General features: G+C 71.1%; 26 protein-coding genes, 1 tRNA gene and 1 pseudogene. 16 read left to right on the forward strand and 12 right to left on the reverse strand.

Annotated features, from left to right (window positions below; genetic code table 11):
• Positions 1-242 precede the first annotated feature (242 nt).
• Positions 243-1,478, forward strand: a complete 1,236-nt coding sequence (locus tag AC3EO4_RS41065) for a trypsin-like peptidase domain-containing protein (RefSeq protein WP_431900952.1) — start codon at positions 243-245, stop codon at positions 1,476-1,478.
• A 148-nt stretch (positions 1,479-1,626) separates the two neighbouring features.
• On the opposite strand, the gene AC3EO4_RS41070 is transcribed toward AC3EO4_RS41065, so the two are convergent.
• Entirely contained in the window at positions 1,627-3,096 is a 1,470-nt protein-coding gene (locus tag AC3EO4_RS41070) for a phosphodiester glycosidase family protein (RefSeq protein ID WP_379581973.1), read from the reverse strand.
• Positions 3,097-3,305: 209 nt separating this feature from the next.
• Here AC3EO4_RS41070 and AC3EO4_RS41075 point away from each other — a divergent pair, with 209 nt between their 5' ends.
• Together AC3EO4_RS41075 and trpS are read left to right on the forward strand one after the other, a co-directional pair.
• On the forward strand, positions 3,306-3,455 hold the full coding sequence (locus AC3EO4_RS41075) for a hypothetical protein (protein ID WP_379581971.1): 150 nt from the start codon (positions 3,306-3,308) through the stop codon (positions 3,453-3,455).
• A gap of 182 nt (positions 3,456-3,637) precedes the next feature.
• Positions 3,638-4,600: a tryptophan--tRNA ligase gene (gene trpS, locus AC3EO4_RS41080; protein WP_379581969.1), complete on the forward strand. Its 963-nt coding sequence runs from the start codon at positions 3,638-3,640 to the stop codon at positions 4,598-4,600.
• A gap of 3 nt (positions 4,601-4,603) precedes the next feature.
• On the opposite strand, the gene AC3EO4_RS41085 is transcribed toward trpS, so the two are convergent.
• The 3 genes from AC3EO4_RS41085 to AC3EO4_RS41095 all read right to left on the reverse strand — a co-directional run bounded on the left by AC3EO4_RS41085 (position 4,604) and on the right by AC3EO4_RS41095 (position 7,164).
• Positions 4,604-4,921 carry a cupin domain-containing protein gene (locus AC3EO4_RS41085; RefSeq protein WP_431900954.1) on the reverse strand — a complete coding sequence of 106 codons (318 nt, stop codon included), beginning with the start codon at positions 4,919-4,921 and terminating at the stop codon, positions 4,604-4,606.
• Entirely contained in the window at positions 4,918-6,534 is a 1,617-nt protein-coding gene (locus AC3EO4_RS41090) for a PucR family transcriptional regulator (protein ID WP_379581965.1), read from the reverse strand. The genes AC3EO4_RS41085 and AC3EO4_RS41090 overlap by 4 nt, the downstream gene beginning before the upstream one ends.
• An 87-nt stretch (positions 6,535-6,621) precedes the next feature.
• Positions 6,622-7,164, reverse strand: a complete 543-nt coding sequence (locus AC3EO4_RS41095; RefSeq protein WP_379581963.1) for a MauE/DoxX family redox-associated membrane protein — start codon at positions 7,162-7,164, stop codon at positions 6,622-6,624.
• Positions 7,165-7,367: 203 nt separating this feature from the next.
• On the opposite strand from AC3EO4_RS41095, the gene AC3EO4_RS41100 reads away from it, so the two are divergent.
• Genes AC3EO4_RS41100 through AC3EO4_RS41130 form a run of 7 tightly spaced genes read left to right on the forward strand, consistent with a single transcriptional unit; the run spans position 7,368 to position 10,837 of the window.
• Positions 7,368-7,826, forward strand: a complete 459-nt coding sequence (locus AC3EO4_RS41100) for a spore-associated protein A (protein ID WP_379581961.1) — start codon at positions 7,368-7,370, stop codon at positions 7,824-7,826.
• 31 nt (positions 7,827-7,857) lie between these two features.
• Entirely contained in the window at positions 7,858-8,538 is a 681-nt protein-coding gene (locus tag AC3EO4_RS41105) for a hypothetical protein (RefSeq protein ID WP_379581959.1), read from the forward strand.
• 4 nt (positions 8,539-8,542) lie between these two features.
• Positions 8,543-9,052 (forward strand): hypothetical protein, encoded by a 510-nt coding sequence (locus tag AC3EO4_RS41110; RefSeq protein ID WP_379581957.1) that lies wholly within the window; start codon positions 8,543-8,545, stop codon positions 9,050-9,052.
• Positions 9,049-9,546 carry a hypothetical protein gene (locus tag AC3EO4_RS41115; protein WP_379581955.1) on the forward strand — a complete coding sequence of 166 codons (498 nt, stop codon included), beginning with the start codon at positions 9,049-9,051 and terminating at the stop codon, positions 9,544-9,546. The genes AC3EO4_RS41110 and AC3EO4_RS41115 overlap by 4 nt, the downstream gene beginning before the upstream one ends.
• 1 nt (position 9,547) lies before the next feature.
• Positions 9,548-9,685, forward strand: coding sequence for a hypothetical protein (locus AC3EO4_RS41120; protein WP_379581953.1), 138 nt, complete (start codon positions 9,548-9,550; stop codon positions 9,683-9,685).
• A gap of 51 nt (positions 9,686-9,736) precedes the next feature.
• Positions 9,737-10,240, forward strand: coding sequence for a hypothetical protein (locus tag AC3EO4_RS41125; RefSeq protein WP_379581951.1), 504 nt, complete (start codon positions 9,737-9,739; stop codon positions 10,238-10,240).
• A gap of 9 nt (positions 10,241-10,249) precedes the next feature.
• Positions 10,250-10,837: a hypothetical protein gene (locus AC3EO4_RS41130; protein ID WP_431900958.1), complete on the forward strand. Its 588-nt coding sequence runs from the start codon at positions 10,250-10,252 to the stop codon at positions 10,835-10,837.
• Between the two features lie 54 nt (positions 10,838-10,891).
• Here AC3EO4_RS41130 and AC3EO4_RS41135 read toward each other — a convergent pair whose 3' ends face one another.
• Positions 10,892-12,643 carry an AfsR/SARP family transcriptional regulator gene (locus tag AC3EO4_RS41135; RefSeq protein ID WP_431900960.1) on the reverse strand — a complete coding sequence of 584 codons (1,752 nt, stop codon included), beginning with the start codon at positions 12,641-12,643 and terminating at the stop codon, positions 10,892-10,894.
• Positions 12,644-12,804: 161 nt separating this feature from the next.
• Between AC3EO4_RS41135 and AC3EO4_RS41140 the strand changes: the two are divergent.
• A pseudogene (locus AC3EO4_RS41140) lies at positions 12,805-13,690 on the forward strand (RNA-guided endonuclease InsQ/TnpB family protein).
• Between the two features lie 75 nt (positions 13,691-13,765).
• Here the strand turns inward: AC3EO4_RS41140 and AC3EO4_RS41145 are convergent.
• From AC3EO4_RS41145 to selD, 3 genes are all read right to left on the reverse strand, one after another.
• On the reverse strand, positions 13,766-14,197 hold the full coding sequence (locus AC3EO4_RS41145) for a rhodanese-like domain-containing protein (RefSeq protein ID WP_379581945.1): 432 nt from the start codon (positions 14,195-14,197) through the stop codon (positions 13,766-13,768).
• A 25-nt stretch (positions 14,198-14,222) separates the two neighbouring features.
• Positions 14,223-14,318, reverse strand: a tRNA-Sec gene (locus tag AC3EO4_RS41150).
• Between the two features lie 10 nt (positions 14,319-14,328).
• A complete protein-coding gene (gene selD, locus AC3EO4_RS41155; RefSeq protein WP_379581943.1) occupies positions 14,329-15,315 on the reverse strand; it encodes a selenide, water dikinase SelD in 987 nt (328 codons plus the stop codon).
• Positions 15,316-15,348: 33 nt separating this feature from the next.
• On the opposite strand from selD, the gene selA reads away from it, so the two are divergent.
• Positions 15,349-16,635, forward strand: coding sequence for an L-seryl-tRNA(Sec) selenium transferase (gene selA / locus AC3EO4_RS41160; RefSeq protein WP_431900961.1), 1,287 nt, complete (start codon positions 15,349-15,351; stop codon positions 16,633-16,635).
• On the forward strand, positions 16,626-18,437 hold the full coding sequence (locus AC3EO4_RS41165) for a SelB domain-containing protein (protein WP_431900964.1): 1,812 nt from the start codon (positions 16,626-16,628) through the stop codon (positions 18,435-18,437). The genes selA and AC3EO4_RS41165 overlap by 10 nt, the downstream gene beginning before the upstream one ends.
• On the opposite strand, the gene AC3EO4_RS41170 is transcribed toward AC3EO4_RS41165, so the two are convergent.
• From AC3EO4_RS41170 to AC3EO4_RS41180, 3 genes are all read right to left on the reverse strand, one after another.
• Positions 18,389-19,576 (reverse strand): hypothetical protein, encoded by a 1,188-nt coding sequence (locus tag AC3EO4_RS41170; protein WP_379581937.1) that lies wholly within the window; start codon positions 19,574-19,576, stop codon positions 18,389-18,391. The two genes, AC3EO4_RS41165 and AC3EO4_RS41170, sit on opposite strands and share 49 nt — an antisense overlap.
• Entirely contained in the window at positions 19,576-20,100 is a 525-nt protein-coding gene (locus AC3EO4_RS41175; protein WP_379581935.1) for a SigE family RNA polymerase sigma factor, read from the reverse strand. The genes AC3EO4_RS41170 and AC3EO4_RS41175 overlap by 1 nt, the downstream gene beginning before the upstream one ends.
• Before the next feature lie 64 nt (positions 20,101-20,164).
• Entirely contained in the window at positions 20,165-20,872 is a 708-nt protein-coding gene (locus AC3EO4_RS41180) for a TetR/AcrR family transcriptional regulator C-terminal domain-containing protein (protein WP_379581933.1), read from the reverse strand.
• Between the two features lie 55 nt (positions 20,873-20,927).
• On the opposite strand from AC3EO4_RS41180, the gene AC3EO4_RS41185 reads away from it, so the two are divergent.
• Complete coding sequence (locus AC3EO4_RS41185; protein WP_379581931.1) at positions 20,928-22,379, forward strand: MFS transporter; 1,452 nt, start codon at positions 20,928-20,930, stop codon at positions 22,377-22,379.
• Between the two features lie 25 nt (positions 22,380-22,404).
• On the opposite strand, the gene AC3EO4_RS41190 is transcribed toward AC3EO4_RS41185, so the two are convergent.
• Positions 22,405-23,109, reverse strand: a complete 705-nt coding sequence (locus AC3EO4_RS41190) for an alternative oxidase (protein ID WP_379581929.1) — start codon at positions 23,107-23,109, stop codon at positions 22,405-22,407.
• 345 nt (positions 23,110-23,454) lie between these two features.
• Here AC3EO4_RS41190 and AC3EO4_RS41195 point away from each other — a divergent pair, with 345 nt between their 5' ends.
• Together AC3EO4_RS41195 and AC3EO4_RS41200 are read left to right on the forward strand one after the other, a co-directional pair.
• Positions 23,455-24,729 carry an aspartate aminotransferase family protein gene (locus tag AC3EO4_RS41195; protein ID WP_379581927.1) on the forward strand — a complete coding sequence of 425 codons (1,275 nt, stop codon included), beginning with the start codon at positions 23,455-23,457 and terminating at the stop codon, positions 24,727-24,729.
• On the forward strand, positions 24,716-26,221 hold the full coding sequence (locus tag AC3EO4_RS41200; protein WP_431900969.1) for a CoA-acylating methylmalonate-semialdehyde dehydrogenase: 1,506 nt from the start codon (positions 24,716-24,718) through the stop codon (positions 26,219-26,221). Before AC3EO4_RS41195 ends, AC3EO4_RS41200 begins: the two co-directional genes overlap by 14 nt.
• Positions 26,222-26,268 lie beyond the last annotated feature (47 nt).

Here is a 26,268-nt window from a genome sequence, read left to right on the forward strand (position 1 = left end):
GCCCGGCGGGGCCTTTCTGCATTTCTGACGGTGTTTTCCAGGCGTTTCGAGTCCGGCTCGAAGTCACGCATCTGGAGCCTCCTGCGCCACATCCCTTGCGACCTGCGGAAGCAGCTCGCAAGGCGGTCGAAACCGGGCTTTAAGCCGTCCGCCAGTGGCCGACCGCATGCTCGCCCCAGGACAACCGAGGGGTGAGACGAATGCGCAGATCATTGGCAGCGGCGGCAGCGGTAGGAATAGCGTTGGCCGGCGTCACGGCGTTGCAGGGGAGCGCACTCGCCAAGCCCAAACCGAAGGACGTCGCGGTGGGCACCAGGCTGGCCGCGGAGACGAACCCGGCGGTCCAGCAGATCATGATGGCTTACACGGCCACGCTGACGATCCCCGAGCCGGTGGCGACGAAGGCGTTCGAGGGCCTGTTCGCCAAGGCCGAGCGGCACGCGAAGGCGGGCCGGATTCCCGCCGACCACCAGAGCCAGATCAAGTGGGTGCTGAGGGCCGCGGCGAAGAACGTCGGCAAGTACCTCGTGCCCGGCAAGGCCCTGAGGAAGGACGACGGCGAGGTGGTCGCCGGTATCTGCACCGGCTGGTGGATCACGCCCGACGGGTACATGGTGACCGCCGCGCACTGTGCCGGCATGAGCAAGGCGGCGCTGCGGCAGGAGTTCGCGACCAAGGCGCTGGCCAAGATCGCCAAGCGTGATGTGCAGGACTTCATCAAGGGTGTCTCCGATGTCGCGCAGCCTGACGAGGGGATGACGAAGCTGGCCGAGGAGATGTTCACCGCCTTCGACCTCAAGGCCATGCGCGTGCGGGGTCTGAAGAAGGAACTGGCCGTCGTGATGCACGACGGTAAGGGCAAGATCTCCGTTCGGAACCTCGAACTTGTCGCGAAGGGAAGCGACTGGCCCGGTGCCGACTTCGCACTGCTGAAGATGGCTGGGGCGCGGGGCCTGCCGACCGTCTCCCTGGGCAGCGACGACGACGTGAGGGTGGGCGACAATCTCTACATCAGCGGGTTCCCCGGCATCCTGTCGCTCAACCCGGATCTGGACGAGCTGTCGAGGCTGTATCCGTCGGTGACCGAGGGCGCCTTCAATGTCAGGCGGACCAGCGTGAAGGGCGTGCCGTATCTGCAGGCGCAGGCTCCGATGTACGTCGGCAACTCCGGCGGACCCGTGTTCAGCGCGGACGGCCGGGTGATCGGGATGGTGGTCGCGGCGGCCACCATGGACAGCGGGCTCGCCGAGAACGCCGGTTTCGTGCTGCCGGTCGGCGTCATCAAGAAGCGGCTGGCCGCCGCGGCGGTGGAGCCGCGCGGGTCACGGACGTCGCGGGTCTACAGCGCGGGCCTGGAGGACTATTTCAGCGGACGGTACGAGGCGGCGCTGGACAAGTTCCACCTGGTGCGGAAGCTGTACCCGGCCCACCCGTATGTCGGCGCGTTCATCGCCGACACGAAGAAGGCCCTGCGCTAGAAAGTCCGGCCCGGGCAGGCGTGACCGGCGGGCGCTGCGCCAGATGCGCCCCGCCCGGAGATCCCCCCACGGGGGGCGCCCCCGCGCCCGAGACGGCCCCGCGCCTCCCGAACGGAGGCGCGGGGCCGGCGATGTCAGGGGACGATGATCAGGGGAGGATGAGGAGCGCGTCGCCGACGGCGCGCTCACCGCCGTCGGACGGCTTGTTGACGACCTTGCCTCCCACGACCATCGCGGTCGACCCGCCGCCGTCGAGGTTGATCGCCTGGACCGCGCCCAGCCACTTCATCAGCTGGGCCGCCTCGATCATGTTCGCGCCGACCGTGATGCCCGGCTTGCGCCCGTCCACCGTGGCGAGGATGAGGCCGCCGGAACGGGTCACACCGGCGAGCGTGCGCGGGTGCCGGCGCAGGATCATGTTGACCGAGTCGTGGCCGTCACGCTTGGCCGTGACCCTGATGCGGCCGTTGCGGACGAGCCCCACGCCGCCGCCGATGATGCTGACGTCAGGGGTGAGCACGACCCTGCGCCCCGTGCGCTCGTCGATGACCTTGGTGTCGATGTTGACGTTCCAGTTCTCCCAGGCGTGCTCCCACAGCCATTCGCCCGCGGTGCCCGAGCCGTGCAGGACCCGTGATCCGGCCGGTACGGCGCCGCCCGCCTGCCGCAGCGCGGTGACCTTGCCCGTGGCGTCGAGGACGGCTTCGGCGCCGCCGTCGGCGGGGGTCTTGACGCCGTACTCCTCGGTGTAGAGGACGAGCTCGTCGGCGACGGGGAGGCGGTTGACGCCGTTGACGTCAAGCCGGTTGCCGTCCTGGGAGACGGCGACGACGGTGCTCTTGAGCTCGGTGACGCGGGCCGTACGTCCCTTGAGGACGAGGGCGGAGCGGCCGGGCACGGCCTCGCTGAGCATGCGGCCGCGAACGACGGAGATGCCGAGCGGCTCGCCGCGCAGGGCAGGCGAGGTGTGGATGTTGAAGAAGCCGCCGTTGACGGCGGCGATCGCGTTCTGCGCCTTGGCCATCGACGAGGTGGTCTCGCGCTTGCCGACGCTGACGCCGAGGCTGGCGGCGTAGGAGCCGCGGAAGCCGCGCGGGTCGATGGTCAGGACCTGCATCTCCCACGGGCCCGTCGTCTTCAGGCCGTCGTCGCCGAGGTAGTCGGCGCGGGCCTTGACACCCGCGTCGGTCAGAGCCTTGGCGGCCTCTTCAGCCTTGGCCTTGTCCTTGAACGGCCACAGGCCCACGCGGACCATGTAGATCTCTTCCGCCGGGTCGTCGGCCGCCGCGGGGCGGATGACCTTCTGGACGCTGGCGGTCTGGCCGGCGGCCTCCACCTCCGCGGCCTTGGCCTCGGCGGTTTCGCGCATGCCGTAGTCGCGGCCGCTCGGCATGAGCACGGTGACCGTGTAGCCGTCCTTGGCCGTGCCTGTCGAGACGGTGTAGAGGTCGATGCCGCTGGTCACGGACTTCTGCGTCTTCGCAGGGATGCCCCGTTCGCCGAGGGGGAACCGCGCCGAGGGAAAGGGCGCCGACACCTCCTGCGCGACGACGGGCACCGCCGAGGTGACCGTGAGGGCGGCGGCCGCGGCCAGGCCGATGAAGGCGCGTCGTGACATGAAAACTCCCCGTGGATGATGACAAGCCGGTCCATCCTGGCGAGATCAACTACGGGGAGGGGGCGAAACACGCGAACCCGTTGAAGACAGTTATCCAATTGACACGACAATGACGGGATTCCCCTGCGGTGGCCTACCGCTCGGCGTTACCTTTCGGTAGGCCGCGTATCAAGGATTCGAGCGGCACTCCATCCCGAGAGGCAGCCGACATGGGGCTGAACATCCTCCTTGTGATCATCGCGAGCGTGGTGCTGGGGTTCATCCTCGGCGCGTTCGTGACGCGTCCCCGCCGGTGGGACATGTACATCTGCGCGGACGACACGCTCCACGCCGAGGCGACGCAGGATCACCGCAGGTAACAGAGAGCCGGGCGCAAGCCGTACGGAATCTGGGTCCGGTACGGCTTGCGCCCTATAATGGGGTCCATGACTATCAGCATGTGGTGGCGGCCGATCGACGGCCACTGACCTCCGCATGCGCAAAGGCCGTCCTCGGACGGCCTTTCGTGGCGTCTGGGGACATTTCTCGAAAAGGACCCAGAATGAACCACACGGTGCTGACAGGTGACAGGCCGACAGGGCCGCTGCATCTCGGCCACTATTTCGGCACCCTGGCGAACAGGGTGAGGCTCCAGGACATCCATCAGATGTTCGTGCTGGTCGCCGACTATCAGGTGATCATCGACAGGGATCTGCCGGGCAGGATCCAGGCCAACATCGACGATCTCCTCCTCGACTACCTCGCGGTCGGCATCGACCCAGGCAAGGTGACGATCTTCCAGCACAGCGCGATCCCCGAGCTGAACCAGCTGCTGCTGCCGTTCCTGTCGCTGGTCAGCGTGGCCGAGCTCCAGCGGAACCCGACGGTCAAGGACGAGATCGCGCACAGCTCGCAGTCCGCGGTCAGCGGGCTGATGTTCACCTATCCCGTGCACCAGGCGGCCGACATCCTGTTCTGCAAGGGCACGCTCGTCCCCGTCGGCAAGGACCAGCTGCCGCACGTCGAGGTCACCAGGCTGGTCGCGCGCCGGTTCAACGAGCGCTACGGGCCCGTCTTCCCCGTACCCGAGGCCATGATGGGCGACGCGCCGCTGCTGCACGGCCTGGACGGCGGCAAGATGAGCAAGTCGCGGGGCAACGCGATCACGCTGAAGGCGAGCGAGGACGAGACCGCCGCGCTGATCCGCGGGGCGCGGACCGACGCCGACCGCCACATCACCTACGACCCTGAGAGCAGGCCGGAGGTCGCCAACCTCCTGACGCTGGCCGGGCTCTGCCTCGGCCGCGCCCCCGAGGAGATCGCCGAGGAGATCGGGTACGGCGGAGCCGCGCGCCTCAAGGGCATGCTGACCGAGGCGGTCAACGAGTTCCTGCGCCCGATCCGCAAGCGCAGGAGCGAGGTCGACCTGGCGGAGGCGCGCCAGGTGCTGCGTGAGGGGAACGCGCGCGCGAGGGAGCGGGCCGTGCGCACGCTGGAGGAGGTCAGGCAGGCGATGGGCTTCTAGCGATCAGTGGGCCTGGTAGACCTTGCGCAGCGTCTCGTGGACGGTCCAGGTGGTCTTGGCGCCCTCGGGCAGCAGGCAGACGTCACCTGGGCCGACCTCGACGGTCTCGCCCCCCTCGACGGCGATGGTCGCCCGGCCCGACAGCACGACGAAGATCTCGTCGCGTTCCACGTCGGTCACCACGCCGGGGGTGATCTCCCAGATGCCGCGGCCTTCGTCCAGTTCGGCCACCGAGGTGACGGGCGTGCCCGAGACGATCTGAGCGGGGTCGAGCGGGTCGGGCTCGAGCGGGACGTCGGCGACGTGCATGACGCGGATCAACGGTTCTCCCTGCGGAAGGATTCGAGGGCCATGAGGGCGACGTGGAGCGAGAGGCAGGATTCGACGTCGTCCAGGTCGGTGTCGAGGATGCGCTCGAGCCGGCGGAGACGGTCGTAGAAGGCGGGGCGCGACAGGTGCGCCTTCTGGGCGGCCACCGCCTTGTTGCGCCCGGCGTCCAGGTAGATGCGCAGGATGCGGGTGAGGTCCCCGCCGCGCTGGGCGTCGTGGGCGAGCAGGGGGCCGAGCTCGCGTTCGGCGAACGTCTGGATCCTGGCGTCGTCGCGCAGCAGGTGGAGCAGGCCGCGCAGGCGCAGGTCCGGCAGCCGGTAGTAGGCCCTGCCGTCCGGCTGCCGGACCGCGACGTCGGCGACCTGCTCGGCTTCGAGGAAGCTGCGCCGCACGTCGCGGATGGACTCCACCGCCGAACCGGCGGCGAGCACGAACGTGGAGCCCGGCTTCCACAGCGCGCGCAGCCGCTCGGCGAGCGCGGTCAGCGCGGGCTCGACCAGGGTGCGGGGCGGCAGGGGGAGCAGCACGCCGACGCGGTCCTGGTCGAGCGCGCCCACGAGCGCGGGCAGCTTGGCGTCGCGGCATACGGCGGCGGTGGCCTCGGCGAGCTCGCCGAGCTGGGCCTGGCCGTCGATGGCCTGGTCGAAGGGCTCGACGAGGCGCAGGACGACGCTGACGAGCTTGCGCCCGGTGAGCGGCACCCCCACCGCGCGGGCGCGGGCGGCGGCCTCGTCGGGATCGGCGTAGGCGTGGGTGAGGATGCCGGTGATGATCGTGCCGTGGGCCTGCCGTTCGAGCGACTCCTGGTGGCGCTCCAGTAACCTGCCCAGCGCCAGCGTGGTGGCGGCGCGCTCGGCCAGCACCATCTCGCGAGGGCCTGGCGCGGCGTCGCAGAGCAGGATCAGCCTGCCCCAGTCCTGGCCGCGCGCGCCGACGACGGTGACCAGCCAGCCCGCGGCGGGGTCGTAGGCGGTGCGATCCTGCGGCGCGACCGCGCGCGATCTGGTCTCCCAGCCGGCCAGCAGCACGCCGGCGTCGCGGCCCGCCGACTCGCAGGCGAGCACCTGGTGGGCGAGGTTCTCCAGCAGCACCGGCCGGCCCGACAGCCTGGCCACCTGGGCCAGGACCTCGGCGGGCGAGGCGCCCTCGACCGACAGCTCGGTGAAGACCTCGTGCAGTTGCTCCGAGGCGCGCAGTTCCTCCAACTGGATGTCGATGATCCTGGCGTGCACGGATTCGGTGATCTGCACGAAAGGGGTCTCCCTGGCCAGCACGATCAGCGGGAAGCCATGGTCCTCGGCCGCCTTGACCACCGCGCGTGGCAGCTCGCGCACGAACCTGCGGCCCAGCTCCACGACCAGGCCGGCCGCGCCCACGGCCGACAGTTCGCCGATGTAGGCGGCCAGCTTCTCGGGATCCTCGGGGAGGGCGACACCGGTGGTGAGCACCAGTTCGCCGCCGCGCAACAGATGCGCGATGTCGGCGATCTCGCCGACGTGCACCCACCGCACCCTGCTGTCGAGCCGGTCCGCGCCGGCGACCACGCGGGGGTTGCCCCTGCGAACGGTCTCCAGGGCCAGAACGTCGGCAATAGTGGGCAGCACGCGTGGAGCTTATCCGATCAGGATGTAATTCTGGGCATTCACCCGTTTACACGCTGTCGATGATTTGTCCACGAATATCGGGCCAGACTAAGTGCGCCTCCCACGGGGTCCTGACGCCATCAGGTCGATGGTCTGCGCGGCCACGACCAGGATCAACACGACCAGGACGCTCCCGGCCAGCAGGACGACCCGCTCGCCCGGCGCCGCCGGTGGCGCGGCCAGGCCGAGCGCCGCGGGGAGGGCGCCCGAGGCCAGCACCAGCCCCCGTCCCACCGAGGCGGGCGAGGCGAGAGCGTGGTCGTCGAGGCAGCCGCACGGCACCCGGCCGCGCTCGCGCAGCAGCACCGCGAGGTAGCCGGCGAAGGCGGCCTGCAGCGCGCCTGTCACGGCGGCCCCCGCCGTGAACACCGGAGCGGCTCCCGCCAGCCACGCGACTCCGGCGACGGCGCCGGCGGCCGCCTCGGCGGCCTCCATCCACAGCGCGTGACGTACCAGCCGGGGCGGCAGGAGCCGGTGGGCGCGCAGGACGCCCGCAAGCCTGGGGCCGCGAACGAGCCTGCGGGCGGCCGCGTAGAGCAGCAGGAGGGCACCGGGCAGGGCGAGCGCGGCGAGCATCCCCTCTTCGTTCATCGGCACCCGATTCCCAGGACAGCGTGTGGTCGTCGAGGAAAAGTGAACCCCCGATTCCTTTCTGCGCGGTTTCCTGCGCCTGTCCGTGTCGGCTCACGCGTTGATAGTCCGATTCGGGGATCTTGACCCGTCCGGGCGCTCCGGAAGATCGTCAACGGCGACGGCCGAGATGCGGCCACCGTGACGGAAAGTACGTGAACCCCATGAGCAGCTTCTCGCGTGCCCTGGTACCCGCGGCCGCCGCCGTCCTGCTCCTGCAGGCCGCGCCGGCTGGAGCCGACACCGGCTCCGCCGCCGGCGGCACCGTCGCCGCGGCCGCCACGCCGGAGAGCGTGTGCGGTTCGGGCTACCGGATCATCGACTCGGTCCCGATCAAGACCCCCCGACTCTGGGCGACCTCCTACCTGCTCTACAACAACAACGGCTACAACTGCGTGGTCACCTGGAAGAACACCAACCTGGGCGTGCGCACCTACACCGAGGCGCGGATCCAGGTGCAGGGGTCCAGCACCATCCACCGCGACGGCGGCGACTTCACCACGTACGCGGGCCCGGTGCGCGTCCAGGCGGGCGGCAAGTGCGTCCAGTTCGGCGGTGTCGCCTCCGACGCGCCAGGCGGCCAGCGCTTCCAGTCGCTGAGCCCGTGGGGACACTGCGGCTGACCGCCGCCCGACCTGACGAAAGGCAGGAAAGGTGAACGTACGCACACCTGACGGCCGCACGCTGACCGTCGACGGCGAACCCCAGCCGTTCATCGGCCGGTGGGCCTACGCGGTCTGGCTCTACGGCCCCGACGGCGGATACCGGGTGAACGTCTCGCCCGCCGGGTCCGAGGAGTCGATCTCCAAGCAGAGCGGCGACTGGTCCCGCTACGTCGTCCGCGAGGCCTCGAGGAACGGCGGCAGGATCCTCTCCCTCGAGGACCCGGAGAACTCCGGCACCAACATGCTGTGGATCGGGCCTTACCACGAGGTGGGCATCTTCGTCCCCGGCACCGGCGTGCCGCTGGAGACGTTCATGGACCGGCTCTCGCTGTTCGACGTGCGCGACGCCCCCGACGGGCTGACGATGCTGCCGCGCCCGGGGTCGGGCCATCAGTTCGGCAACCTGCTGGCGGTCAACACGATCAACCAGCTGTGCTCGGTGCAGGTCACGCCGGCCTCCCAGGTCACCTCCTTCATGCCCGGCACGGAGGGCAGGCGGGTGCGCGGCGGCCAGATGTGGCGCATCGACGAGACCGACCAGCGGGGGCGCGTGCGCTCCCGCTCCGCCCTGGTGGTCAACGACACCACCGCCACCACCATCACCGCCGCGCGGCCCGAGGACCCCAGGTTCGTCGTCGCGGTCGAGTCCATCAGCTGCGGACTGGGCTAGGCCGATGCAGAACATCGTCAACTCCCTCGCGGTGCTCGCCTTCCTCGGCACCGTGCTGGCCCTGTTCGCGCTGTCGGCGATGCTCAGGATGATCAGGGATCTGCAGAACGCCACGATCAAGGCCGCCGTCGCCACCGTCGACCACACCACCCCCCGCGTGGTCGAGCGGTTCGGCGACGCCGACGGGCGGCCGACGTACGTGCTCGTGGTCACGGCCGTGTGCGGCAACTGCGAGGAGCGGGCGCTGCACCTGGCGCGCGTCGCGCACGCGGTCCCCGACGCCCACCTGGTACTGCTGTCGGCCACCCTGAGCTGCGCCGAATGGGTGGCGGGCACACCGGTCGAGGCGGTGATCGACGCCGAGCTGCTCGGCAGGATCGCCGTCGGCGCCACCCCCACCCTGCTGAAGTACACCGCCGGCGGCGTCGAGGAATGGCGCAGGCTGGCCGGTTCGGACGACGACCTTGACACCATGCTCGGCGTGAGCGCCGCCGATCAGAGGGGAAGCAGATGAGCATCGACGTGGACCAGTACTGGTCGCAGGTACCGCACGCCGACGACGACGAGAACGCCGGCGCCACCATCGTCAGGAAGGCCAGGCCGTCCCGCAGGACCATGTTCAAGTCCATCGGCGTGCTCGGCGGCGCCCTGGCGCTCAACATCGTCTCGGCGCTACCCCCGAGCCGGGCCAACAGGGCGGAGGCGGCGGTCGGGAACGAGTACACGAACTGCGCCGGCTACGACAACTTCAGCGGCTACAACGACAACTCCAAGATCTGCGTCGGCGCGCCGTACTCGAAGTCGCACTGCGGTGGTGACGGCTGGTTCCTGCGCGGCAGCGGCACCTGCTGGAACAGCTACGCCACCAAGGCGTGCGGCAACGGCATGACGAAGCGGAACGCGTGGCGGTGGAAGTTCGGCAGCACCCCCTACCGCTGCGCCGACGGGTACGTCGCCACCTGCGACGGCAGCACCGTGCTGCGCATCTGTTCCTGGCCGAACCCTTGAGATGAGGGCCTCGTCCTGGATGGCCGCGTGTGCCACCGCCCTGGCGGTGGCACACCTGGTCTGGTCGCTCCCGCTCGACATGCCCGCGTGGATCCTGATGGGCGTGACGGCGGGCTTCTCGCTGTCGGGGTCGGTTTGAAGCCTCAACTCAGCGGACCTGCTGACCTCGTCGGTCTGGCGAGACAAGCTTTTGATCTTCAATTCCGGGCTGATGCTCGGCGCCCTGGTGTCAGGCGCCGTCGTCGGCGCCGTGGCAGGGATCGCCTCCGTGGTGCCGGAGCCGGTACGCCTGTGGACCCTGTTGCCCGTCGTGTCCGTCATCATGTCGTTCGAGCTGATCGGACGGCCGCTGTCCCTGCCGCAGAACCGCAGACTCGTGCCGCAGGACGTGATCCCGAAGGCCGAGTTCGAGGGGCCGCTGCAGTTCGGCTTCGAGATGGGCACCGGCGTGCGCACCTACACGCCGACCGCGCTGCCGCATCTGCTGGTGGCCGTCGTCGTGCTGGCCGGCGGTCTGGGGGCAGGACTGCTCGCGGGGATCGGGTTCGGCGCGGGGAGGGCGCTCATGCCGTACCTCAGGTCGCGCAGCGACGACCCTCGCCAGTGGGACAGGGACATGCTGTGCTCGCTGTCGCGGATGGGGCAGATCTGTGCCGCCGGATTCCTGCTCGCCCTGGTCGTCACGATCCTCTAGGAGGGCCTCATGAAGGAACGTATGCGTCGCGCGGGCGTGGCGGCCGCGGTCGCCACGCTGTGCGCGACCGGCTGCGGTACGTCCTCGTCCGCGACGACCTCCGCGCCCGCGACGACGTTCCCGGACGCGACGACCTCTCCGTCCGCGGCGACCGCGGACGGGGAGGCCCTGCTGCTTGAGGCGGGACAGCTCGGCGGCGGCCGCGAGTGGACGGCGACCGCCACCGCCGAGGCGGCGTGGGCGGACCTGCCCGCCGACAGGGTTCCCTGCGGTGTCACGGCCATCGCCCCCGGCGCCGAGAAGACGATCAGGCGGGACTTCCGCGCCGCCGACGGGACCGTCGTGTGGGAACTGCTTCTCACGGCGCCCGGCGAGGGCGTGCAGCGGTTCAAGCGCTTCTACGCGGAGTGCGGCGCCGTCGGCGAGGTGGAGTCGCCGGGCGGCCAGGGCGGGCCCGCCACCGTCGCCCGCCTGGCCGGCGGTGTCCAGGTGGCCACCGCCACCGACGACCGGCTGATCGTGGTGGGTGGCACGCTGGACGAGGCCGGGCTGCGCCGCGTCGGCGACCTCGCCCGCACCCGCGCGTCGGGCGGCTGAGCGCCGACCACGGGAAAGGCGCCCACGACCTCCTCGTCCGCCGGTTCGGAGGGCTCAGCGGGCGCGGGCGGGCAGGCGGGCGGTCGGGAACCTGCCCATCCTCGGCCGGCGGAAGCGGCGCAGCACCATCGCCCGCACGGGGACCAGCAGTCGGTAGCGGCGGCCCATGGCGCTCTCGAACGGCAGCACGCAGCCGCGGTCGACGAGCGCCGCGAGCACTCCGGGCACGCTTCCCACCTCCAGCGGCGGCTCCGCGCACTCGGCCACGGCGCAGTGGAGGCCGAAGTCGCCGGGGAAGGCGGCGGTCCTGACCAGCATGATCTGCTGGGTGCTCGACAGCCCCTGCCATACCTGGTCGAGGCCCGCGGTGAACCGGGCGGCCGCGGGGTTGACGTCGTCGATGAGCGCGCCCAGGTCGCGCTCGGCCTGCTCGGCCAGGACCTTCAGAGGGAAGGTACGCATCAGCGAGGCCAGGCTCTCGATGATGGCGGGCACCCCGTCGGCCAGCGCGCACAGCCGCTGCACCCATGGCCGGTCGTCGGCGCCGAAGGCGAGCCCCGGTACGGCCTCGGCGGCCCTGGCCCGCAGCAACCGCTCGCCCGCGTCCAGGTCGAGCGGGCCCAGGCTCCAGATGACCTCTCCCGACAGTCCGAGCGGGCGCCTGGCCGTGATCACGACCGTTAGGTCGGGCCTGGACGCCATCAGCCGCTCGACATCCGCCCGGAGCTCGCCGAGCCGTTCGTCGCAGTCGTCGGCGATGAGCAACGCGGGCCCCGTGCCCTCGGGGGCGCTCAGTGATTCGTGCGGCCGTGCGACCCGCACCCCGCCGGAAAAGTGCCCCGTCTCCCGTACGGCGAGCTCCGCGCACAGCCGTGACTTGCCGATCCCCGGTGGGCCGATCACGGTGACCAGCCTCCGGTTGCGCACCAGCGCCGCCAGCCCCGCATGGTCGCGCTCCCTGCCCAGCAGCCGCGTGGGCACGTCGGCCATGGGCTCCCCGTGTTCCCCGTGGTTCCCGTCGTCCGTCTGGCGGCCGGGCTCGCCCGCGCCACCGCCCCTGCCCTGGACCGTGTCCGGAGGGTCGCTCCCCGTGAGGCAGCGCAGGTGGGCCTGGCGTAACAGCGTGCCGGGCTCGATGCCGAGCTCCACCGCCAGCCGTCGTCTGATCCTGTCGAACGTCACGGCGGCGGCCCCCTGCTGCCCCGTGGCGACCAGTGCCTCGATGAGGATGGCGTGCGCCTCCTCGTCCAGCGAGTCGGCCCTGCACAGCCGTTCCACCAGCCTGATCGCCAGATGCGGCTGCCCCTCGTCGAGCGCGGCCCTGGCCGAGCGTCTGGTGACCGAGTCCTGCTCGGCGAGCAGCGCCTCGATCATGCGGCTGTCGGAGCGCCGGTCGGGCACGTTGTCGAAGGGGCGGCCCCGCCACAGCCCGAGCGCCGCCGTCAGCGTCTCACTGGTCGCGTCGGACCTGCTCGCCTCGCTGCGGAACAGCTCCAGATCGGTGCGTCCTCCGCCGAGATCGAGGTGGTAGCCGTCGGACCCGGTGACCACGCGTACCTGGGTCTCTCCCGCTCCGCGCAGCCAGGCGCGCAGCCTGCAGGCGGCCAGATGCAGGGCGCCCTTGGGGTCACGCGGCGGTTGGTCCTGCCACACGACCCTGATGAGCTCGGCCGACGGTAGCGGCGTTCCCGCCGATACGGCCAGCTGGCCGAGCAGCGCCCGAAGCAGTGGCGCGGACGGCGTGAGCACCACGCCGTCACGCATCAGTCCGACGGCCCCCAGCACGCCGACCGATACGCGGTTCATCAAAGACCTCCGAGGAAACCCCCGCCTTCAGGCGGGGGAGGAATCGGACTCCTGCGGAGCAGGACAGGAAAAGCCGATGCGCGGCCAGGGCGGAACGGCGTTTGCCGGCCGCATCGATGGAATCGAACAAACACGCGATACCTGGCTGATCGTTCGGTAGGATGCGCGGCGTGGCGCAGAGTGTGAAGCGGGCCTACAAGTACCGCTTCTACCCGACTGCCGAGCAGGCCGAAGAGCTTGCCCGGACGTTCGGCTGCGTCCGTCTCGTCTACAACAAGGCCCTGGAAGAACGGACCCGCGCCTACACCCTTGAAGGCCGCCGCGTCTCCTACGAGGAGTCGTCGGCGGCGCTGACGGCGTGGAAGCGCAGCGGCGAGTACGACCTCCTGTCGCGGGTGTCCAGCGTCCCCTTGCAGCAGGCCCTGCGTCACCTGCAGGCGGCGTTCGGCAACTTCTTCGCCAAGCGCGCCCAGTATCCGACGTTCAAGTCCCGCAAGAAGGCGCGGGCCTCGGCGGAGTACACCCGGTCGGCGTTCCGCTGGCGCGACGGCGCGCTGAGGCTGGCGAAGATGGACGCGCCCCTCCACATCGTGTGGTCGCGTCCCCTGCCGGAGGGTGGCGAGCCGTCCACGGTGACGGTGTCGAGGGACGCGGCCGGTCGCTGGTTCGTGTCCCTCCTGGTCCAGGCGAGCTGGTATGGGCGGGAACTGGTCGTGATCGACCGGTTCTTCCCCTCCAGCAAGCTGTGCTCGTCTTGCGGCACCATCCAGCAGTCCATGCCGTTGAACGTCCGAGAGTGGCGGTGCGCCTGTGGCGTCCTGCATGACCGGGACGTGAACGCGGCGAACAACATCTTGGCCGCCGGGCTGGCGGACAGGTAAAACGCCTGCGGAGCTGGTGTGAGACCTCAACGAGATCCTCTCGGGCGGGCAACCGGCGGTGAAACAGGAACCCTCACGGGCGACCGTGGGAATCCCCGTCGTTGACGAGGGGGAGGATGTCAATCCGGTCCGTCTTCGCGAACCTGATCAGCATTCATGTCGCTGATCGTGGGACAGAGGGCTTTCCTCGACCTTTCCTCGGCCTTTCGCCAGGAGGTCGGTGGCGGCCTGCGGGACTGGCTCACCGCGCGGGCACCGGGCCCTCGCCCGGCCCTCGTGGCCTGACGGGCACGGCGGGACGGCTGACCGGCAGCCCCAACGAGATCCACGCCTGGAAGCCGCCGATCACGTCGGTCGCCCTGGACAGGCCGATCTGGCGCAGGGTCGCGGCGGCGAGGCTGGAGGAGTAGCCCTCGTCGCACAGCACGATCCAGGTCACGCTGCTGGAGGCGGCTTCGGGGATGCGGGCCGCGCTGCGCGGGTCGAGCCGCCACTCCAGGTGGTTGCGCTCGATCACGATGGCGCCCGGGGCCTCGCCGTCCCTGCGCCGCTGCCATTCGGGACGGGTGTCGGCGATGAGGCCGTCGCCCACGCGCGTCAACGCCCAGGCCTGCGCGGGGCTCAGCCGCGTGAGCCCGGCGCGGGTACGCAGCAGCAGATCGTCGATGCTCACGACGCTCCACGGGAGAGAGGGGTACTGGCGGAGGCGGACGGGAATCGAACCCGCCGCGCCGAGATGCTCGGCGCCACCGGTTTTGAAGACCGGGAGGGCCACCAGGCACCTGGTCGCCTCCACCCGGCACCCTAGCGGATCATGATCGTGGCGTCGCCCGCCTCCACCAATTCGCCGATCACCGGCGCGCCCGGGACCTCGCCGGCGACGAGCAGCCCGCCGGAGGTCTGCGCGTCGGCCAGCAGCAGCAGCGTCTCCTCCGTGGCCGAACCCCTGTCGAGGTGCGGGGCCACCCACTCCAGGTTGCGCCGCGATCCGCCGGGCACGTACCCGTCGCGGACCGCCTCCCGCGCGCCGGCCAGCAGCGGCACGGCGGCCGCGTCGACGACCGCGCTCACCCCCGATGCCCTGGCCAGCTTGAACAGGTGTCCCAGCAGTCCGAACCCGGTCACGTCGGTGGCGCAGCGCACGCCCGCGTCGAGCGCGGCCTTCGAGGCCTCGGCGTTGAGCGTCGTCATGATGTCGACGGCCTCGGCGAACACCTCGCCCGTGGCCTTGTGCCTGTTGTTGAGCACGCCCAGCCCCAGCGGCTTGGTCAGTGACAGCGGCGAGCCAGCCTTGCCCGCGTCGTTGCGCATCAGCAGGCCGGGGTCGGCCAGCCCGGTGACGGCCATGCCGTACTTGGGTTCGACGTCGGTGACGCTGTGCCCGCCCGCCAGGTGGCAGCCGGCCTGCGCGGCGACCTCCGCACCGCCGCGCAGCACCTCTCTCGCCAGCTCGTACGGCAGGAGCTCCCTGGGCCAGCACAGCAGGTTGAGCGCCACCACGGGCCGTCCGCCCATCGCGTACACGTCCGAGAGCGCGTTGGCCGCCGCGATCCGCCCCCAGTCGTAGGGGTCGTCGACCACGGGTGTGAAGAAGTCGGCGGTGCTCACGATCGCCGTGCCGCCCTCGATCCTGACGACGGCGGCGTCGTCGCCGGTCTCCAGGCCCACCACCAGCTCGCCGAGCGGATCGGTGGGCGTCACCCCGAACCCGGTCAGCACCTGCTCCAGTTCGCCGGCTGGGATCTTGCACGCACAGCCACCGCCCTGGGCGAATTGCGTCAATCTCACCATGATCAGACTCTAGAGACATCTATCTTGATCGTCATGACCGATCCGCGCCGACTCATCCCCCGAACGGATGCCGTGCTCGCCGATCCCCGGCTCGCCGAGGCGCTGGCGCGGCTGGGCCGTGGCAGGGTGAAAGCCGCCGTCGGAGACGCCCAGCGGCGCGTCAGGCAGGGCGTCATCACGCCCGCCCAGGTGGTGGAGTCGGCGCTCGACGAGCTGACCGGTTCGGGTCCGCGCAGGGTCGTCAACGCCACCGGCGTGCTCCTGCACACCAATCTCGGCAGGGCGCCGCTGTCGCCGACGGCGATCGAGGCGGTGCGGGCCGCCGCCGGAACCACCGACGTGGAGCTGGACCTGGCCACCGGGCGCAGGGGGCGGCGGGGGAGGGCGGCGATGGCGGCACTCGCCCGCGCGGTGCCAGGGGCGGGCGACGTGCACGTGGTCAACAACAACGCGGCCGCGCTCGTGCTGGCGGCCACGGCGCTGGCTCAGGGCCGCGAGATCGTCGTCAGCAGGGGCGAACTCGTCGAGATCGGCGACGGGTTCCGGCTGCCCGACCTGATCGTCTCGACCGGCGCGCGGCTGCGCGAGGTCGGCACCACCAACCGGACGAGCGTCGCCGACTACGCCGAGGCGATCGGGCCCGACACGGGGTTCGTGCTGAAGGTCCACCCGTCCAACTATCGCATCGAGGGCTTCGCGGCGACTCCGGACGTCGGCGAGCTCGCAGGGCTCGGTGTGCCGCTGGTCGCCGACGCGGGGTCGGGCCTTCTGCGCCCCGACCCGGCGCTGCCCGACGAGCCCGACGCCGCCACCTGGCTCGCCGCCGGCGCTGACCTGGTCACCGCCAGCGGTGACAAGCTGCTCGGCGGCCCGCAGTGCGGCCTGCTGCTGGGCAGCGCCGGCCTGATCGACCGGCTGCGCAGGCACCCGCTCGCCCGCGCCCTGCGGGTGGACAAGCTCACGCTGGCCGCGCTGGAGGCCACGATCGAGGGTCCGCCCCCGCCCACGACGCTCGCCCTGCACGCCGAACCGGTCGAACTCCTGGCCAGGGCCAGGACGCTCGCCGTACGGCTGGCCGACAAGGGGCTGGCGGCAGAGGCCGTCGCCAGCGTCGCCCGTGTGGGCGGCGGCGGGGCGCCGTGCGTCGAGCTGCCCAGCGCCGCGGTCGCGCTGGACGAGTCGCTCGCCGCGGTGCTGCGGCTGGGCGAGCCGCCCGTGCTCGGCCGCGTCGAGCGCGGCCGGCTGCTGCTCGACCTGCGGGCGGTGGCCCCTTCCGACGATCAGGTCCTGTTCGACGCGGTGGTGGCCGTATGCGGGTGATCGCCACCGCGGGGCACGTCGACCACGGCAAGTCGACGCTGTTGCGCGCGCTGACCGGCATGGAACCCGACCGCTGGGAGGAGGAGCGCCGCCGCGGGCTGACCATCGACCTCGGCTTCGTCTGGACCGGCGATCTCGCCTTCGTCGACGTGCCGGGACACGAGCGCTTCCTGACCAACATGCTGGCGGGCGTGGGCCCGGTTCCCGCGGTGCTGTTCGTCGTGGCCGCGGACGAGGGCTGGCGGGTGCAGTCACAGGAGCACCTGGATGTCGTCACCGCGCTCGGCATCGGCCACGGGGTGCTCGCGATCACCAGGTCCGACCTGGCCGAACCCGGCGCGGCGCTGGCCGAGGCGCGGGCCAGGACCGAGGGCACCACGCTGGAGGGCATGCCGGCGGTGGCCGTCAGCGCGCGCACCGGCGCGGGGCTGCCGGAGCTGCGCGCCGCCCTCGCCGAGCTGGCGGCGGGGCTGCCAGGCCCGGAGCCGGAGGCGGACGTGCGGCTGTGGATCGACAGGGTGTTCACGGTCGCGGGGCGCGGCACCGTCGTGACCGGCACGCTGGGCGCGGGCACGGTCGCGACCGGCGACACGCTGGAGGCCGGCGGGGCCGCGCTGAAGGTGCGCGGGCTGCACAGCCTCGGGCGGGCCCACGACGAGATCGCGGGGCCCGCACGGGTGGCTGTCAACGTGCGCGGCGCCGCCGCCGACGGCCTGCGGCGCGGCGACGTGCTGGTCACGCCCGGCCGCTGGCTGCCCACGACCGTCCTCGACGTACGGCTGACGCCACCCCGTGAGGAGGTGCGGCGGCTGCCGCGCCAGGCACTGTGGCACGTCGGCTCGACCGCCGTGCCCGCCAACGTCAGGCGGCTCGGCGACGACTGCGCCAGGATCGTCCTGGCCCACGCCCTCCCGCTGCGGATCGGCGACCGCGCCCTGCTGCGCGACCCGGGAAGCCGCCACCTGTGGGGCGCGACCGTCCTCGACGTCCGCCCGCCGGGGCTGCGGCGCCGAGAGGCGGCCACGCTGCGGGCGGCGGCGCTAGCGGGCATGGACGGCGGCGCCGACCTCGGGGCCGAGCTGCGCCGTCGTGGCCTGGCCACGCGGGCCGACCTGACGGCCATGGGCATCCCGTCCACGGCCACCCCCGAGGGGGCGGTCGTCGTGGGGGAGTGGCTGGTGGATCCCCACGCGTGGGCGGCCTGGCGGGAGCGGCTGACCGGGCTCGTCGCCGCGCGGGCCGTACAGGACCCGCTGGACCCCGGGCTCCCGCTGGAAGCCGCGCGGCAGGCGCTCGGGCTGCCGGACAGGGCGCTGGTGGACGCGCTCGCCGACAGCGCCGCTCCAGCCGAGCGGTTGCGGAGGGCGCGGGGGCGGCTGCTACCCCCTGGGCCGGCGCTGCCGCCGGCCACCGAGCGGGCGGTCCGCGCGCTGGAGGCCGCGTGGGCGGCCGGGCCCTTCGCCGCTCCCGACAGTGCCAGGCTGACCGAGCTCGGCCTGGACGCCCGCGCTCTGGCCGCGGCAGAGAGCGCGGGGCGGCTCACGCGCCTGGCCCCCGGCGTCGTCCTGCCTCCTGACGCCGTGGGGCGCGCGGTCGCCGTGCTCGCCACGCTGCCCCGCAGGTTCACGACGGCGCAGGCCAGGCAGGCGCTCGGGACCTCCCGCCGCGTCGCGATCCCGCTGCTGGAGAGTCTCGACGCCGCGGGGACGACCCGAAGGATCGGGGACGGCGAGCGGGAACTCGTGCGAGCAGGTCAGAAGCCCGGCGTCACCACATCGCCCGACCAGCCGCGGAAGGAATAGACGCCCAGCTCGCGCACCCGGCCCGTGACGACGTCGACCGCGTACACGGCCTCGCCCAGCGTGGGGGTGATGGTCCTGTCCTTCATCCACGCCTGGTCGCGCAGCACGGCCGAGACGGCGACTTCCGTGGGACTGACCCAGTGCCCCACACGCCACGGATAGAAGTCCTTGGGCGCGTCACGGAAGGCGACCTCCTTCGTGATCGTGCCGGTCGTGGCGTCGATCGTGACGATCCGGTCCGGGCGGGAGCCGCCCGTCGCGTTGTCCCGGCCGGTCTTCTCGCGCTCGCCCAGGTAGGCCAGCGTCCGCCCGTCGGCCGCCGGCCCGCTGACGTTGAAGCCGGCGTCGCGGGCGCTGAAGGCGCGCACCTGCCCTCCGGACAGCAGTCCGAGCCGGTTGTTCTCGTCTCCCACGACCACCGGGTCGCCGCCGCTCGGCACCCTCACCACCTGCCAGCCTTCGGGGATCTCGGTCACGTGCCCCGTCTCGACGTCCACGACCGCGTTCGGCAGGCCGACGCCGTTCAGCCCGAGGTGACGGCCGTCAGGGGACAGCCGCAGCAAGCCACCGTGCTTCACCATCGTCTTCCTGTCCACCTTCTGCGGGGTCAGCCAGACCCGGCCGTCGGCCAGGTCGCGGACCGCGAACCGCTCGTCCTTCTCGCTGTAGTAGGCGACCCGCCGCCCGTCGGGGGTGATGACCAGGGGGGCCGCGGTGTTCATGTAGTTCTGCTCGGTCTGCTCGGTGTACACGCTCAGCGCCTCCGGCATCCGGTAGTTCCGGCCGTCGCGTGTCACCACCCGCCACTGCAGGCATTCCCTGCCGGTGAAGGCGCGGCCCTGGCCGGGAGACCACTTCTTCCCGCACCAGTCGTAGTAGGCGTGGCGCAGCGGGCCCACTCCTGACGCGGGCAGCGCGTCGCCGTGCACGGTGACGGCCACCTCGCCGCCGCCTCCGGCCTGGGCGATGCCGAACCAGGTCAGCGAGGCGACCAGCAACACCGACAACGCGCCCGCCGTGAGGGCGGCCCTGCGGCGCCTGCGGATGGCGCGTCCATCGGCGACGGCCCGCCCCACGTCCACCGTCGTGAGCGGCGCTCGCTGAGCGGCCAGCGTGTCGAACAGGTGCCTGGTGTCCATCAGCGCTCCTCCATGTGCGAGAGGTCCGTGTGCGAGAGAGGGGAGTACGGCGCGTCGAGCGTCGCGCGCAGGGCGGCCAGGCCCCGGGCGGTCTGGCTCTTGACGGTCCCCGTGGAGCAGCCGAGCGCGACCGCGGTCTGCTCGACGCTCAGGTCGCAGTGGAAGCGCAGCACCAGGGTGACGCGCTGGCGCGGCGGCACCGCGGCGAGCGCCCTGCTCAGGTCCACGGCGGTGTCGCGATCGTGGCCGCCCGGCGGCGGGTCGGGCGGCGCGGCCGTCAGCCGTACGCGGGAGAACCACGCCGTCCGCTGCTCGGCGAGAAAGACGCGGATCAGGATCACCCGGACGTAGGCATCGAGATCGTCGGCGACGCGCGCCTTGCGCCACTTGACGTACAGCCGCGTGATCGCCGTCTGGACCAGGTCGTCGGCCCGGTGCCAGTCCTGGCACAGCAGGTAGGCGATCCGCCGTAACCAGGACGACCGCCCGGTCACGTAGGTGGTGTACTCCTCATCGAGGCTCATCGGTCTCCCAGGGAATCGGTTTCACACCCCGGAAGATGCCTCCGACCCTCTCGCGGGTTGCACGCTAGGAGCCGAGCCGCTTCTCCAGGCCGTCGAGCACGCACAGCAGGCCGAAGTCGAAGTTCATCTCGCGCACGACCCGCTCGTCCCTGCCCTCGTAGTCGTCGGTGCGGGCCACGAAGTCGGGGTAGTCGGACGCGGCCTTCCTCACGACCTCCCGCATGCTCGCGGCGTCGTAGGCGCCCTCCTGCGACAGGCTGCGCCACGCGACCTCGGGAATGGTCGTGCCGATGACGAACGCGGTGATCGCCGATCCGGCGTAGTCCTGCTCCATCCCCCTGAACCCGGCCAGGATGAGCGCTCTGCGCAGGAGATCGCCCGCGCGCAGCGAGTTGGGGCCGATGGCGGGCATCCTGCCGATCAGGCCGGCGGCCCACGGATGGCTCAGGATCGTCCGCCGCATGCCGTGCGCGTAGGCGGAGGCGGTGTCCTTCCAGCCCACCGCGTCGGGGTCGGGCACCGGCATCTCGCCCCAGATCTCGTCGTAGGCGAGTTCGAGCAGCTCGTCCTTGTTGGCGACGTGCCAGTAGAGGCTGGTGGCGCCCGCGCCGAGCCTGGCGCCGAGCTTGCGCATGCTCAGCGCTTCGAGGCCCTCCGCGTCCAGCAGTTCGAGCGCGGCGCGCACGATCTGGTCGCGGGTGAGCCCGTGCCCCTGCGCCTTGCTCTGCCTGGGCTCGCGGACCCACACGGAGGTGAACTGCTTGCTGGTCACGCCTTCAGGATAAAACGACTCGCACACTGTGCGAGTCCCGTCGTACAGTGTGCGAGTGAACTCGAACGCTGTACGAGACCCGCGACGCTGGTGGTCTCTCGTCGTCCTGTGCCTCGCGCTCCTGCCGCTGGTCGTGGACAGCACCGTCCTCAACGTGGCGATCCCCACCCTGATGCAGGAGCTGGGAGCCAGCCCCTCGGAGATCCAGTGGATCCTCGACTCCTACGTGCTCGTCTTCGCGGGCCTGCTGCTCACGGCCGGAAGCCTCTCCGACCGGTACGGCAGGCGCCGCTTCCTCATCATCGGCCTGGCGATCTTCGGCGGCGCCTCGCTGATCGCCGTCCTCGCCGCCGAACCGTGGCAGCTCATCGCGGCCAGAGGGCTCATGGGCGTGGGTGGCGCGATCCTCATGCCCTCGACCCTGTCCATCCTCATCACGACCTTCGACGACGACGAACGGCGCAAGGCCATGGCCGCGTGGAGCGCCGTCGCCATGCTCGGCGTGATCGCGGGGCCGATCGTGGGCGGCCTCATCATCGAGAACTACTGGTGGGGCTCGGTCTTCCTGCTGAACGCGCCCATCGCGGCGATCGGCATCGTCGCCGCCGTCGTCCTGATGCCCGAGACGCGCGGGCCCTCCCGCAGGCTCGACCCGCTCGGCGTGGTGCTGTCGATCGTCGGGCTGTTCTCGCTCGTCTACGTGGTCATCGAGCGGACCTGGAACCCCGTGATGATCGCCGTGGCCGTGGTGTCCCTCGCCGGCTTCGTGCTGTGGGAGCGCAGGACGGCCGCTCCGATGCTGCCGCTCGGCCTGTTCGGGAACCGCAACTTCAGCGGGTCGTCGTTCTCGATCCTGCTGATGTCGTTCGGGTCCGGCGCGGTGATGCTGATGCTCACGCAGTACCTGCAGTTCGTGCTCGAGTACGGCGCGGCGCAGCTCGGAGTGGCGCTGCTGCCGTACGCGATCTCGGCGGCGGTCTTCAACGGCGTCGGCGCGGGACTCGGTCAGAAGGTCAGCAACAGGACGCTCATCGTCGTGGGCATCCTGGTCATGGGGCTGTCGTTCGTGGTGATGGCCATGAGCGGCGGCTACTGGTCGCTGTTCGCCGCCTTCGTGATCATGGGCGCGGGCGGCGGGATCGCGGGGCCCGCGGCCTACGCGACGCTCATGGGGGCGGTGCCGGTCGAGCACGCGGGCGTCGGGTCCGCGCTGAACGACACCATCCAGCAGGTCGGCATGGCCCTCAGCATCGCCGCTCTGGGCAGCGTGCTGGCGGGGGTGTACACCTCGTCGATGCCCGAGTCGGCGCCCGAGGCGGCCAGGGAGTCGATCGCCCAGGCGGTGCGGCTCGCCCCCGACGTGGCGGCGGCGGGAAGGGATGCCTTCAGCACGGCGATGGCCACGGGGGCGTGGATCGGTGCGGCGTCCTGCCTCGCGGCGGCCTGCCTGGCCCTGCTGGTCCTGCGCCCCTCCGCCCCCGTCTCCCCTGTCCCCGCCGAGGTCTGACCCTCGGGCGGGGACCCGTGAAACGTCATCGGGCGGGCGCGTAGCGCGGGTCCTTGACGTTCTCCAGGCTGTCCAGCTTGTGCACCCGCTCGTCGTGCCCGATCTGCCGCAGCAGGTCCGCCACCGACCGGTAGCGGCCGTACTCGTCCGCGTACGTCCCGGGGTCGGGCATGAACTCAAGGTCGGGGTTCTCCGCCACGAACCTCATGTACTCGTGCTCGGCGTGGTCCTCGAACTCCGCGTTGAGCCGGTAGCTGGCCTCGGGCCTGAACAGGAACAACGCCCACGAGACGTGGTAGTAGAAGAACGAGATGAACCACGGCGCCACCTTGTGCAGCAGCCAGTTCTGTCTCATCCCGTGGCGCTCGATCAGATCCTGCATGATCAGCAGGTGCCACTGCTCGTTGTCCTGGTCGGAGCGGGCCTCGACGATCCGCTCGAAGACCCTCTTGGCCAGGTCGGACCTGCCCGCGTAGCGGTGCACGGCCCAGTAGCCCACCCGCTCCCACGCCTGGTACGGCACGCGGGCGATGATCTCCAGCATCGCGAACTTGGTGAACGACCCCTGCTTGCCGTACATGAGGTCGACGGGCTTGAACATCATCTTGGCCAGCAGGCTGTAGTCCATGCGGGGGGTGGCCAGGGTCTCCTGCTGCGCCCTGCGGAGCGCCTCGCGGTCGAGCTTGGGGGGTCCCGCGGGGGCCTCGGGGCGGTCGATCGTGATGGTCATCTCGGGTCTCCTCTGTCGTCGATGACCCGATGGTGCTCGATGCGGCCCTGCGGGGGCGTCCGCCGCGGGAGGGCTTTCGCCATGCCTCTCGCGATGTAGGGGGCGATAAGGGCGTACATCGCCAGGCGCACGGGACATCCCCTAGGGGGCCAGGGGCTCCTGGCTGACCTGGGCGATCACCGGCGGCCCCGGCGGCGCAAGGGGTTTCGGCCGCGCGCCCGGCCTTGTCGCCTTCAACGTCCTTATGTCCTGACACATTCTTCCTGCGCAGAGTGTAAGCGGATGTCGCGTCATGCCGACAGGTTGGAGGTGGGATGTGCGGTGAATAACCGCGATACTCGGAGCATGTCGGACCTTCTCGCGCGCCACAAGGCGGTAATCCCCAACTGGGTGGCCCTCTACTACAACGAGCCCATCGAGATCGTCAGCGGCAAGGGCAACCGTGTCGTCGACGCCTCGGGCAAGAGCTACCTCGACTTCTTCGCAGGGATCCTCACCAACATGATCGGGTACGACGTGCCCGAGGTCCGTGAGGCCGTCGAGCGCCAGTTGGCCACCGGCGTCGTGCACACCAGCACCGTCTACCTGCTGCGCGGCCAGATCGAGCTGGCCGAGAAGATCGCCAGGCTCTCCGGCATCCCCGACGCGAAGGTGTTCTTCACCAACTCGGGCACCGAGGCGAACGAGACGGCCCTGCTGCTGGCCACCTACGCGCGCAAGTCCGACCAGGTGCTCGCCATGCGGCAGAGCTACCACGGCCGCTCCTTCGGCGCGATCGGCGTCACCTCCAACCGCGCGTGGAAGAACAACTCCTACTCGCCGGTCAACGCGACGTTCCTGCACGGCGCCGACCGGCACCTGCCCCAGTTCGCGGGCCTGTCCGACGCCGACTACATCAAGGTCTGCGTCGAGGACCTGCGGCACGTGCTGGCGACCGGCGTCTCCAATGACGTGGCCGCGCTCATCGCCGAGCCGATCCAGGGCGTGGGCGGCTTCACCATGGCCCCCGACGGCCTGTTCGCCGCCTACAAGGAGGTGCTCGACGAGGAGGGGATCCTGTTCATCTCCGACGAGGTGCAGACCGGCTGGGGTCGCACCGGCTCGGCGTTCTTCGGGATCCAGAACCACGGCGTGACCCCCGACATGATGACGTTCGCCAAGGGCCTGGGCAACGGGTTCGCGGTCGGCGGCATCGTGGCCCGCGGCGACCTGCTCGACAATCTGCACGCGGTCGGCCTGGCCACCTTCGGCGGCAACCCGATCTCGATGGCCGCCGCCAACGCCACCCTCGACTACGTCCTCGACCACGACCTGCAGGCCAACGCCGCCAGGACGGGCGCGCTCATCATCGACGGGCTGCGCGAGGCCGCGAAGCGGCTGCCGATCGTCACCTCCGTCCGCGGCAAGGGCCTGATGTTCGCCGTGGAGCTGGCCAGTTCCGAGCTGGCGGGCCGGTTCATGGAGGAGTCCAAGAAGCTCGGCCTGCTCGCGGGCAAGGGCGGCCTGTACGGCACGGCGATCCGCATGGCGCCGCCGCTCACCCTGACGATGGACGAGGCGGCAGAGGGCCTCGGCATCATCGTCAACGCTTTGGAGACCATCAACGATGAAGTTCGTTAACCACTGGATCAACGGCTCTCGCGTGGACGGCGACAGCCGTACCGCCGAGATCTTCAATCCCGCCACGGGTGAGGTCAGCGGCAAGGTCGCGATGGCGTCGGTCGCCGACGTGGACGCCGCCGTCGCCGCCGCGGTCGCGGCCTTCCCCGCATGGCGTGACGCCTCGCTGGTCAAGCGGGCGCGGGTGCTGTTCCGCTTCCGTGAGCTGATGGACGCCCACTCCGACGAGCTCGCCGCGCTGATCTCCGCCGAGCACGGCAAGGTCCACTCCGACGCGCTCGGCGAGGTCGCCAGGGGCCTGGAGGTCGTGGAGTTCGCCTGCGGGATCCCGCACCTGCTCAAGGGTGGCTTCTCGGAGGGCGTCTCGACCAGGGTCGACTCCTACTCGATCCGCCAGCCGATCGGCGTGGTGGCCGGCATCACGCCGTTCAACTTCCCCGCCATGGTGCCGATGTGGATGTACCCCATCGCCATCGCCTGCGGCAACGCCTTCATCCTCAAGCCGTCGGAGAAGGACCCGTCGGCCTCGCTGCTCATGGCGCGGCTGTGGCAGGAGGCCGGGCTGCCCGACGGCGTCTTCAACGTCGTCCAGGGCGACAAGGTGGCGGTCGACCGCCTCCTGGAGCACGAGGACGTCAAGGCCGTCTCCTTCGTCGGCTCCACCCCGATCGCGCGCTACGTCTACGAGACCGGCACCTCGCACGGCAAGCGCGTGCAGGCGCTCGGCGGCGCGAAGAACCACATGCTGGTCCTGCCCGACGCCGACCTCGACCTGGTCGCCGACTCGGCCGTCTCGGCGGGCTTCGGCTCGGCGGGCGAGCGCTGCATGGCGATCTCGGTGGTCCTGGCCGTCGACCCGATCGGCGACGAGCTCGTGGACAAGATCGCCGAGCGGGTCTCCAGGCTGACCATCGGCCCCGGCGACGACGAGCGTTCCGAGATGGGCCCGCTGGTCACCGAGGTGCACCGCGACAAGGTGGCCTCCTACCTGGACCTCGGCCTGTCCGAGGGCGCCAAGCTCGTGGTGGACGGCCGCGAGGCCCAGGTGCTCGGCGGCGGCAAGGCGACCGACACCCCCGGCTTCTGGCTCGGCCCCACGGTCCTCGACCACGTGCCCGCGGGCTCGCGCGTGCACACCGAGGAGATCTTCGGCCCCGTCCTGTCGGTGGTACGGGTCTCCTCGTACGAGGAGGGCCTTGAGCTGATCAACGGCGGCGAGTACGGCAACGGCACCGCGATCTTCACCAACGACGGCGGCGCCGCCAGGCGCTTCCAGAACGAGGTGGAGGTCGGCATGGTCGGCATCAACGTGCCGATCCCCGTGCCGATGGCCTTCTACAGCTTCGGCGGATGGAAGGCGTCGCTGTTCGGCGACACCCACGTCCACGGCGCCGAGGGTGTGCACTTCTACACCCGCGGCAAGGTCGTCACCTCCCGCTGGCTCGACCCGTCGCACGGCGGCGTGAACCTCGGGTTCCCGACCAACAAGTAGCGCGCCCGACGCCCCGCGAGCCTTGTGCCCGTGGGGCGTTCGCGTGC

The sequence above is a fragment of the Nonomuraea sp. bgisy101 genome (assembly GCF_057708945.1).

Bases quoted from the DNA above. Each gene is read 5' to 3' on its own strand.
- selD (WP_379581943.1), bottom strand. From the start codon at position 15,315: ATGGTGAGATTGACGCAATTCGCCCAGGGCGGTGGCTGTGCGTGCAAG.
- AC3EO4_RS41190 (WP_379581929.1), bottom strand. From the start codon at position 23,109: ATGACCATCACGATCGACCGCCCCGAGGCCCCCGCGGGACCCCCCAAG.
- AC3EO4_RS41095 (WP_379581963.1), bottom strand. From the start codon at position 7,164: ATGAACGAAGAGGGGATGCTCGCCGCGCTCGCCCTGCCCGGTGCCCTC.
- AC3EO4_RS41170 (WP_379581937.1), bottom strand. From the start codon at position 19,576: ATGGACACCAGGCACCTGTTCGACACGCTGGCCGCTCAGCGAGCGCCG.
- AC3EO4_RS41070 (WP_379581973.1), bottom strand. From the start codon at position 3,096: ATGTCACGACGCGCCTTCATCGGCCTGGCCGCGGCCGCCGCCCTCACG.
- selA (WP_431900961.1), top strand. From the start codon at position 15,349: ATGACCGATCCGCGCCGACTCATCCCCCGAACGGATGCCGTGCTCGCC.
- AC3EO4_RS41135 (WP_431900960.1), bottom strand. From the start codon at position 12,643: ATGAACCGCGTATCGGTCGGCGTGCTGGGGGCCGTCGGACTGATGCGT.
- AC3EO4_RS41200 (WP_431900969.1), top strand. From the start codon at position 24,716: ATGAAGTTCGTTAACCACTGGATCAACGGCTCTCGCGTGGACGGCGAC.
- AC3EO4_RS41130 (WP_431900958.1), top strand. From the start codon at position 10,250: ATGAAGGAACGTATGCGTCGCGCGGGCGTGGCGGCCGCGGTCGCCACG.
- AC3EO4_RS41120 (WP_379581953.1), top strand. From the start codon at position 9,548: ATGAGGGCCTCGTCCTGGATGGCCGCGTGTGCCACCGCCCTGGCGGTG.
- trpS (WP_379581969.1), top strand. From the start codon at position 3,638: ATGAACCACACGGTGCTGACAGGTGACAGGCCGACAGGGCCGCTGCAT.
- AC3EO4_RS41175 (WP_379581935.1), bottom strand. From the start codon at position 20,100: ATGAGCCTCGATGAGGAGTACACCACCTACGTGACCGGGCGGTCGTCC.
- AC3EO4_RS41100 (WP_379581961.1), top strand. From the start codon at position 7,368: ATGAGCAGCTTCTCGCGTGCCCTGGTACCCGCGGCCGCCGCCGTCCTG.
- AC3EO4_RS41110 (WP_379581957.1), top strand. From the start codon at position 8,543: ATGCAGAACATCGTCAACTCCCTCGCGGTGCTCGCCTTCCTCGGCACC.
- AC3EO4_RS41195 (WP_379581927.1), top strand. From the start codon at position 23,455: ATGTCGGACCTTCTCGCGCGCCACAAGGCGGTAATCCCCAACTGGGTG.
- AC3EO4_RS41115 (WP_379581955.1), top strand. From the start codon at position 9,049: ATGAGCATCGACGTGGACCAGTACTGGTCGCAGGTACCGCACGCCGAC.
- AC3EO4_RS41165 (WP_431900964.1), top strand. From the start codon at position 16,626: ATGCGGGTGATCGCCACCGCGGGGCACGTCGACCACGGCAAGTCGACG.
- AC3EO4_RS41075 (WP_379581971.1), top strand. From the start codon at position 3,306: ATGGGGCTGAACATCCTCCTTGTGATCATCGCGAGCGTGGTGCTGGGG.